Here is a 6,220-nt window from a genome sequence, read left to right on the forward strand (position 1 = left end):
CGCGGGCTGATCCACGAAGACCGACGAGACACCCCCTAGTACTCGTCGTCCTCGTCCGGCCCCTTCCGCCTGCCGCCACCGCGGCCCGTCTCGTCGTCCCGGTCGATCGTCCTGACCGGGCGGGTACGGCCCGGCTCGGGGAGTTCGCCCAGGTGGTTGCGGAGGTAGAGGACGTCGCCGATGAAGAGGTCGTAGAGGAAGATGCCGACCAGGCCGCCGATCAGCGGGCCCACGATGGGAATCCACCAGTAGCCGCTGAACTGGCCCGCCTCGCTGCCCGGGAAGGCGAGGCTCCCCCAACCCGCCACCCAGGTGAACAGCCGGGGGCCGAAGTCGCGGGCCGGGTTGATGGCGTAGCCCGCGTTGGCGCCGTAGGACATGCCGATCGCGACGACCGCGAAGCCCACCATCAGCGGGGCCAGGTTCGCCTTCACCGCCTGGTTGCGCAGGTCCAGGATGGCGACCACGAACATCACCAGGAAGCCCGCGCCGGCGATCTGGTCGATCAGCGGACCCCAGATGCCACCGTGGAAGTAGGGAGCCGGGAAGGTGGCGAAGATGGAGAACGAGGCCAGGGTGTGGCCGTCGGTCTTGGGCCCCGACACCGCCGCGTCGAAGGTGTCGATCGCGTTGTGGTAGACGAGGTACACCAGCGCCGCCCCGGCGAACGCGCCCGCGACCTGGGCGAACCAGTACGGCAGCACCTTCAGCCAGGGGAAGCCCCGGCGTACGGCCATGGCGAGGGTGACGGCGGGGTTGAGGTGGGCCCCGCTGACGCCGCCGGCCACGTACACGCCGAAGGTCACGGCCAGCCCCCAGCCCCAGGCGACGAGAAGCCAGTCACCGGCGGCGAGGAAGATCGTCGTGGGGGTGGCGGCGCGGCCGGAGCCCGGCAGCGCGGCGACCGCCATGGCGACGACACCGCAGCCGAACGAGATGAGGACGAAGGTTCCGATGAACTCCGCCATGAGCTCGCCCGCCAGACCGCCCCGGTGCCGGAGCCGGGACGGCTTGATGAGCGGGGGAATGTCTACAGCAGCCATTGAGGCCCCCTAGCAGAGGAGCGGTGGGGCAAACATCCTCATATTCACCCACTTCGCCCCGGCTCGCAGGGCGGGAAGCCCGTCTGGCCTAGGGGTTGTTGCGGAGGCGCCCCGGAACCGGCGGCCCCGGCGCACTTCCCCACGGGATGTCAGGCCCCCGCGAGCCGCTCCGTCTGTGCCGCCGTCACCGTACGCACCATCAGCGCCCCCGCCACGGCCGCGCCCGCCACGGCCAGGTCGGCCACCAGCAGCGGCCCGATCTCCGAGTAGGCCCGGCCGATCACGGAGTCGGCGTCCCCCTGCTGGAGGAAGCCACCGAGCAGACCGGCCAGCCACAGCCCCCACCACACGTTGACCACGGCCGGCAGGCGCCGCTCCGGTGCGCTCGCCCGGTAGGCGTCGGCCACGATGCCGCGCGGGAACCAGAGGTTCACCACCGGTACCACCCAGCCCAGGTACACCCAGATCCCCGCGTACTTCGGCGGGCGCCCCGACAGCGCGCGGGCGTTGTCCCGGACCCGCCCGAGCCACATCAGGAAGGCCGCCGCGCACAGCAGGGTGAGCACGGAACCGGCCGTGCTCACCAGGTGGTACGAGTTCTCCAGGGAGGTGAGCGGGCGGTGCACCCCGTCGCCCTGGTCCGGGAGCCCGGAGGCGGGCTCGCCCGCGCTGTACAGCCGTATCTCCCACACCGCTCGGGCGAGCCAGCCCGCCCCGGTCAGCAGGAGCGCCCCGGTGGCCAGCCGGGCGAGGGAGTCCGAGGCCCGCGGGTCGGCGGGCGCGGCAGGCGTGTCGAGAGCGTTGTCCATGGTCACAGGACCCATCCTCGCCCGCCCAACTGGCCCGGCACCAGGGAGTATCGAGCCCGCGAAACCGATGAGAACCCGGACAAGGGGCCGGTGCCGCGCGGGAGAGCGTCGCGGCACCGGCCCGTAGGGGGAGGCGGTGGTCAGACGACCGGCCGGCCCTCCGGGTGCCAGGTAGCCAGCGCCCAGATGATGAAGAAGTCGAGGGCGATGAGGATCAGCGACCAGATGGGGGCGTACGGCAGGAACAGGAACTGCAGGATCAGGCCCAGCGAGGTGATCACGATGCCGACCACCCGCGCCCAGGCCGCTCCCATCAGCACCCCGGCGCCGGCCGCCACCACGATCACCCCGGCCACCAGCAGGATCCAGCCCCAGCCGGTCAGGTCGATCTTGTAGACGTAGGCGTTGATCCGGGCGTACACGTCGTCCAGGGCGATCGCCGAGATGCCCTGGAAGATGTGGAGGATGCCGTTCACCAGCATCAGCACACCCGCGAAGACCGCGCCTCCCTCGGCCAGCCCGTTGTGCTCGGGCCGCGCCGACTGCGTCTGCTGGGTCATGGCCGTTACCTCCGACGTCTCGTCCCCCGAGAACCCCGGACGGGGTCGTAGGTACGACGATCCGACGCGCCGCGCCCGGCGACCACGGGGACTAGGCCGTACGGGTGACACCCCGGCGCGGTCCGGGGCGTCTCACGCCATCCAGAAGAACACCGCCGTCATCCGCTTCTCCTCCAGCGCGCGGCCGGTGTAGGCGGTCGCGCTGTGCACCAGGTTGGCGTGGTAGAGCAGCAGCCGGTTGGCGCGGTGCGGCACGCGGACGTCCTCCTCGAAGGCGCCGGGCGCGACGAAGCGGGTACCGAGGGCGTCGACGAGGTTGTTGTGCGGGGCCTGGACGACATTGCCGCCCAGCCGCCCGCCGGGGAGGGACTGACGGTAGAAGCTGGTGCCGCAGTCCTTCGGCACGGCGGGGTTGAGGTAAAGCACGGCCGCGTACCGGCACAGCGCGCGGGAGTCGGTGTGCGGGCGGGGCTCGCTCTCGCCCTCGCCGACCACCTGGACGCAGTTGTGGTTGAGGGTGCCGCCGCCGGGCGCCCGCTGCACCCACAGCTCCTTCGCGCCGGTCGCCCTCTTCACCAGCCGCTCCACGCGCGCCAGCTCACCGGGTTCGAGACCGGGCATGGCCCGCAGCCCGGGCCAGGTCTCCGAGGTGTACGGGTATCCCTCGGCCCAGTCCTCCTTGGCCAGACACCGCTCCCGCACCGCACCGGCGTCGGGCAGGGCGTCGTCCAGCACCCAGTAGTCGCGGCCCTCGGTGGGCCTGCGGTACGGCAGGACGGGCAGGGCCGCGGGCGTCCGGGGCGGTGGCTGTGGGGGCATGCGGCGAAATCTAGGCCGCTGACCTGCACCGCTTCGCCCGAGGACAGGTCAACCTTTGGCCAACGTCCGCTCATACACTGGTCGTCGGCGGGCCAAGGACGCCCCCGTCGCACAGCACCGGAAACCGGCGCGGAATCTTTACGGCGACTGTCGAGACGAATCGGCTCCGCTTCCGTACTGCTGTGTGTCTGAACCGCCTGTCGGCGGAACCACGACCGGGCAGGAGGAACGGTGCGCTTTTCGCGGAACGCGACGGGAACTCTCTTCGTGGGCGGTGCCATGGCACTGACCCTCGCGGCGCTGGCCTACCCGGGCATGCTCGGGCTGGACACCGTCTCCACTTCACAGACCCGCATCGTCGCCAACACCCAGTGGGGTCCGCTCACCGAGCAGGACCGGGACTTCGTGGTGAAGGTGCGCGCGGCCGGGCTGTGGGAGTACCCGCTCGGGCAGATCGGGCTCCAGAAGGGCTCCTCCCCGGGGGTCAAGGAGGCCAGCAAGCACCTGATCGACGGGCACGCGGCGCTGGACGCCTCCTGCCGCAAGATCGCGCCGATGCTGAACATCACGATCCCCAACGTGGCGAGCCCCCAGCAGGAGGGGTTCGTGACCCAGCTCAAGGGCGAGACCGGCAAGGCGTTCGACACCGACTTCGCCAACATCCTGCGGATGACGCACGGTTCGATCTTCAACGCCATCGCGAAGATCCGGTCCACCACCAAGAACTCGTTGATCCGCTCGCTGGCCGACCAGGCCAACGACACCGTGCTCGACCACATGACGGTGATGGAGAAGACGGGCCTGGTCGACTTCGACCAGACCATCTTCCAGCAGACCACCCCGCCCAAGCTGCCCTCGGACAACCTCACGCCGCCCGCGCCGGACCCCGGTCAGCCGCAGGTCGTGCTCACCCCGCCGCCGAACGCCACCTCGACCCCGCTGGCCATCCCCGGCGAACCGGGCTCGAACAGCACCCGCGAGGACCCCGCCCCGGCCGAGCCGAGCCCCACCCCGACGATCGGCTAGCCCAGCCACACCGTGGTGTCCGGCGGGAGTGCGTCCGGCTCGGTCAACGGCGTGCTGGACAGGAGGAGTTCGCCCGCCGGACACTCCACCGGCTCTGGGGTGGGGTTGGTCAGGCAGCGCCAGCCGGGGGCGCGGGTGAAGTCCAGGACGCCGGGCGGCGCGCCGGGCGTCCAGGTCAGTTCCTCGCCCTGGAGCAGCTTGCGGCGCAGCCTGAGCGCGGTGCGGTACAGCTCCAGCGTGGAGCCCTCGGCGCCGGACTGCGCCTCGACCGCGTACCGGGCGAACGACTCCGGCTGCGGCAGCCAGGCCGGGCCCGGGCCGAAGCCGTACGAGGGTCCGGTGACCGTCCACGGCAGGGGTACGCGGCTGCCGTCCCGTCCCTTGCGAGTGCGCCCCGACTGTTCCCACACCGGGTCGCGCAGCGCCTCGGGGGGCAGGTCGGCGACCTCGGGCAGGCCCAGTTCCTCGCCCTGGTAGAGGTAGGCCGAGCCGGGCAGCGCCAGCATCAGCAGGGTCGCGGCGCGGGCCCGGCGCAGTCCCGCGTCGGGGTCGGTGGCGGGGTCGGTTCCACCCGAGAGCAGCCAGGCGTCCAGGTCGGTGCCGGGCGGCAGGACCAGGCGGGAGGCGTGCCGGACCACGTCGTGGTTGGAGAGCACCCAGGTCGCCGAGGCGCCGGCGGTGTGCGCCTCCGCGAGGGAGGCGGTGATGGCGCGGCGCAGCCGCTCCGCGTCCCAACCGGTTTCCAGGTACTCGAAGTTGAACGCCTGCCCCAGTTCGTCGGGGCGGGCGTACAGGGCGCGGCGGGTGTCCGGGACCCAGGCTTCGGCGACGGCGGTGCGGGGCGGGTCGTAGGCGTCCAGCAGGGTGCGCCAGTCGCGGTAGATCTCGTGGACCTCGTCCCGGTCCCAGTAGGGGTGGCTGCCGGGGGCGAACAGGGGCAGGGCCTCCTCGCCGGTGGCGCCGATGCCCCCGACGTCCCGCAGGGGTTCGGTGAGGTCCTTGGCCAGGCCGTGGGCGACGTCCACGCGGAAGCCGTCCACGCCCCGGTCGGACCAGAAGCGCAGGGTGGTGCGGAAGTCCTCGCGGACCTCGGGGTGGGACCAGTCGAGGTCGGGCTGTTCGGGGGCGAACAGGTGGAGGTACCAGTCACCGTCCGGGACTCGGCTCCAGGCGCTGCCGCCGAACACGGACCGCCAGTCGGTGGGCGGGAGTTCGCCGTACTCTCCCCGGCCGGAGCGGAAGACGTAGCGGGCGCGGGCCGCCGAGCCGGGGGCGGAGAGCAGCGCCTCCTGGAACCAGGGGTGGCGGTGCGAGGTGTGGTTGGGGACGAGGTCGACGATGACCTTCAGGCCCAGGCGGTGGGCCTCCGCGACCAGGGTGTCGAAGTCGTCCAGGGTGCCGAGGCGCGGGTCGACGCCCCGGTGGTCGGCGACGTCGTAGCCGCCGTCGGCCAGTTCGGAAGGGTAGAAGGGGCTGAGCCACAGGGCGTCGACGCCGAGCGTGGCCAGGTGGTCCAGGCGGGCGGTGACGCCCGCGAGGTCGCCCAGGNNCTCCACCGTCTTGAGGTACAGGTCCACGTACCGGGCCACGTCGACGTCGAGCGCCACGTCCACCAGGGGCCGCGGGCGGGCACCGCCGTGGATCTCGGACTCGCCCGGCCGGAGGCGGCGGTCCACGACGGTCTGGCCGCGCGCCGGGCCGGGGGCGAGGCTGACCTCGACCGGGAGCGGACGGGTGGTGAGCCCGGCCGGGTCGGCCACCGCGCAGACCGCGCCCGCGTCGCCGAGGCCGCCCGCCTCCTCGTCGTCCGGGGTGGTGCCGGGGGCGCTGGGGCGGTGGGACAGCAGGTCACCGGCGAGCTTCGCGCCGGGCTCGGCGGAGGCGCGCAGGCGGCGCACCTCGGTGCCGGGGACCACGACGCGGGTGAACACGTCCAGCCCGTACATCGTGATCGGCACGTCCG

At 72.5% G+C, this 6,220-nt stretch carries 5 protein-coding genes and 2 pseudogenes; 1 reads left to right on the top strand and 6 read right to left on the bottom strand.

Annotated features, from left to right (window positions below; genetic code table 11):
- Positions 1-35: 35 nt before the first annotated feature.
- The 4 genes from CCN33_RS05990 to CCN33_RS06005 form a co-directional block, all read right to left on the bottom strand.
- Positions 36-1,043 (bottom strand): MIP/aquaporin family protein, encoded by a 1,008-nt coding sequence (locus CCN33_RS05990; RefSeq protein ID WP_086691901.1) that lies wholly within the window; start codon positions 1,041-1,043, stop codon positions 36-38.
- 149 nt (positions 1,044-1,192) lie between these two features.
- Complete coding sequence (locus tag CCN33_RS05995) at positions 1,193-1,852, bottom strand: DUF4328 domain-containing protein (protein ID WP_086691913.1); 660 nt, start codon at positions 1,850-1,852, stop codon at positions 1,193-1,195.
- A gap of 140 nt (positions 1,853-1,992) precedes the next feature.
- Positions 1,993-2,412, bottom strand: coding sequence for a DUF7144 family membrane protein (locus CCN33_RS06000; protein WP_086691903.1), 420 nt, complete (start codon positions 2,410-2,412; stop codon positions 1,993-1,995).
- Positions 2,413-2,544: 132 nt separating this feature from the next.
- On the bottom strand, positions 2,545-3,231 hold the full coding sequence (locus tag CCN33_RS06005; protein WP_086691906.1) for a DUF6445 family protein: 687 nt from the start codon (positions 3,229-3,231) through the stop codon (positions 2,545-2,547).
- 279 nt (positions 3,232-3,510) lie between these two features.
- On the opposite strand from CCN33_RS06005, the gene CCN33_RS06010 reads away from it, so the two are divergent.
- Positions 3,511-4,257 (top strand): DUF4142 domain-containing protein, encoded by a 747-nt coding sequence (locus CCN33_RS06010; RefSeq protein WP_392227758.1) that lies wholly within the window; start codon positions 3,511-3,513, stop codon positions 4,255-4,257.
- Here CCN33_RS06010 and CCN33_RS06015 read toward each other — a convergent pair.
- Both CCN33_RS06015 and CCN33_RS33730 read right to left on the bottom strand, forming a co-directional pair.
- A pseudogene (locus CCN33_RS06015) lies at positions 4,254-5,810 on the bottom strand (glycoside hydrolase family 13 protein); the annotation flags it as partial. The gene CCN33_RS06010 and the pseudogene CCN33_RS06015 sit on opposite strands and share 4 nt — an antisense overlap.
- A gap of 81 nt (positions 5,811-5,891) precedes the next feature.
- Positions 5,892-6,203, bottom strand: a pseudogene (locus CCN33_RS33730) (nucleoside hydrolase); the annotation flags it as partial.
- Positions 6,204-6,220: the final 17 nt, after the last annotated feature.

It is taken from the genome of Streptomyces recifensis (genome assembly GCF_002154615.1).
In the GTDB taxonomy this organism is placed as follows: Bacteria; Actinomycetota; Actinomycetes; order Streptomycetales; family Streptomycetaceae; genus Streptomyces; species Streptomyces griseoluteus.

Coding starts and splice junctions, on each gene's coding strand:
- CCN33_RS05990 (WP_086691901.1), bottom strand. CDS start 1,043: ATGGCTGCTGTAGACATTCCCCCGCTCATCAAGCCGTCCCGGCTCCGG.
- CCN33_RS06000 (WP_086691903.1), bottom strand. CDS start 2,412: ATGACCCAGCAGACGCAGTCGGCGCGGCCCGAGCACAACGGGCTGGCC.
- CCN33_RS06005 (WP_086691906.1), bottom strand. CDS start 3,231: ATGCCCCCACAGCCACCGCCCCGGACGCCCGCGGCCCTGCCCGTCCTG.
- CCN33_RS06010 (WP_392227758.1), top strand. CDS start 3,511: ATGGCACTGACCCTCGCGGCGCTGGCCTACCCGGGCATGCTCGGGCTG.
- CCN33_RS05995 (WP_086691913.1), bottom strand. CDS start 1,852: ATGGACAACGCTCTCGACACGCCTGCCGCGCCCGCCGACCCGCGGGCC.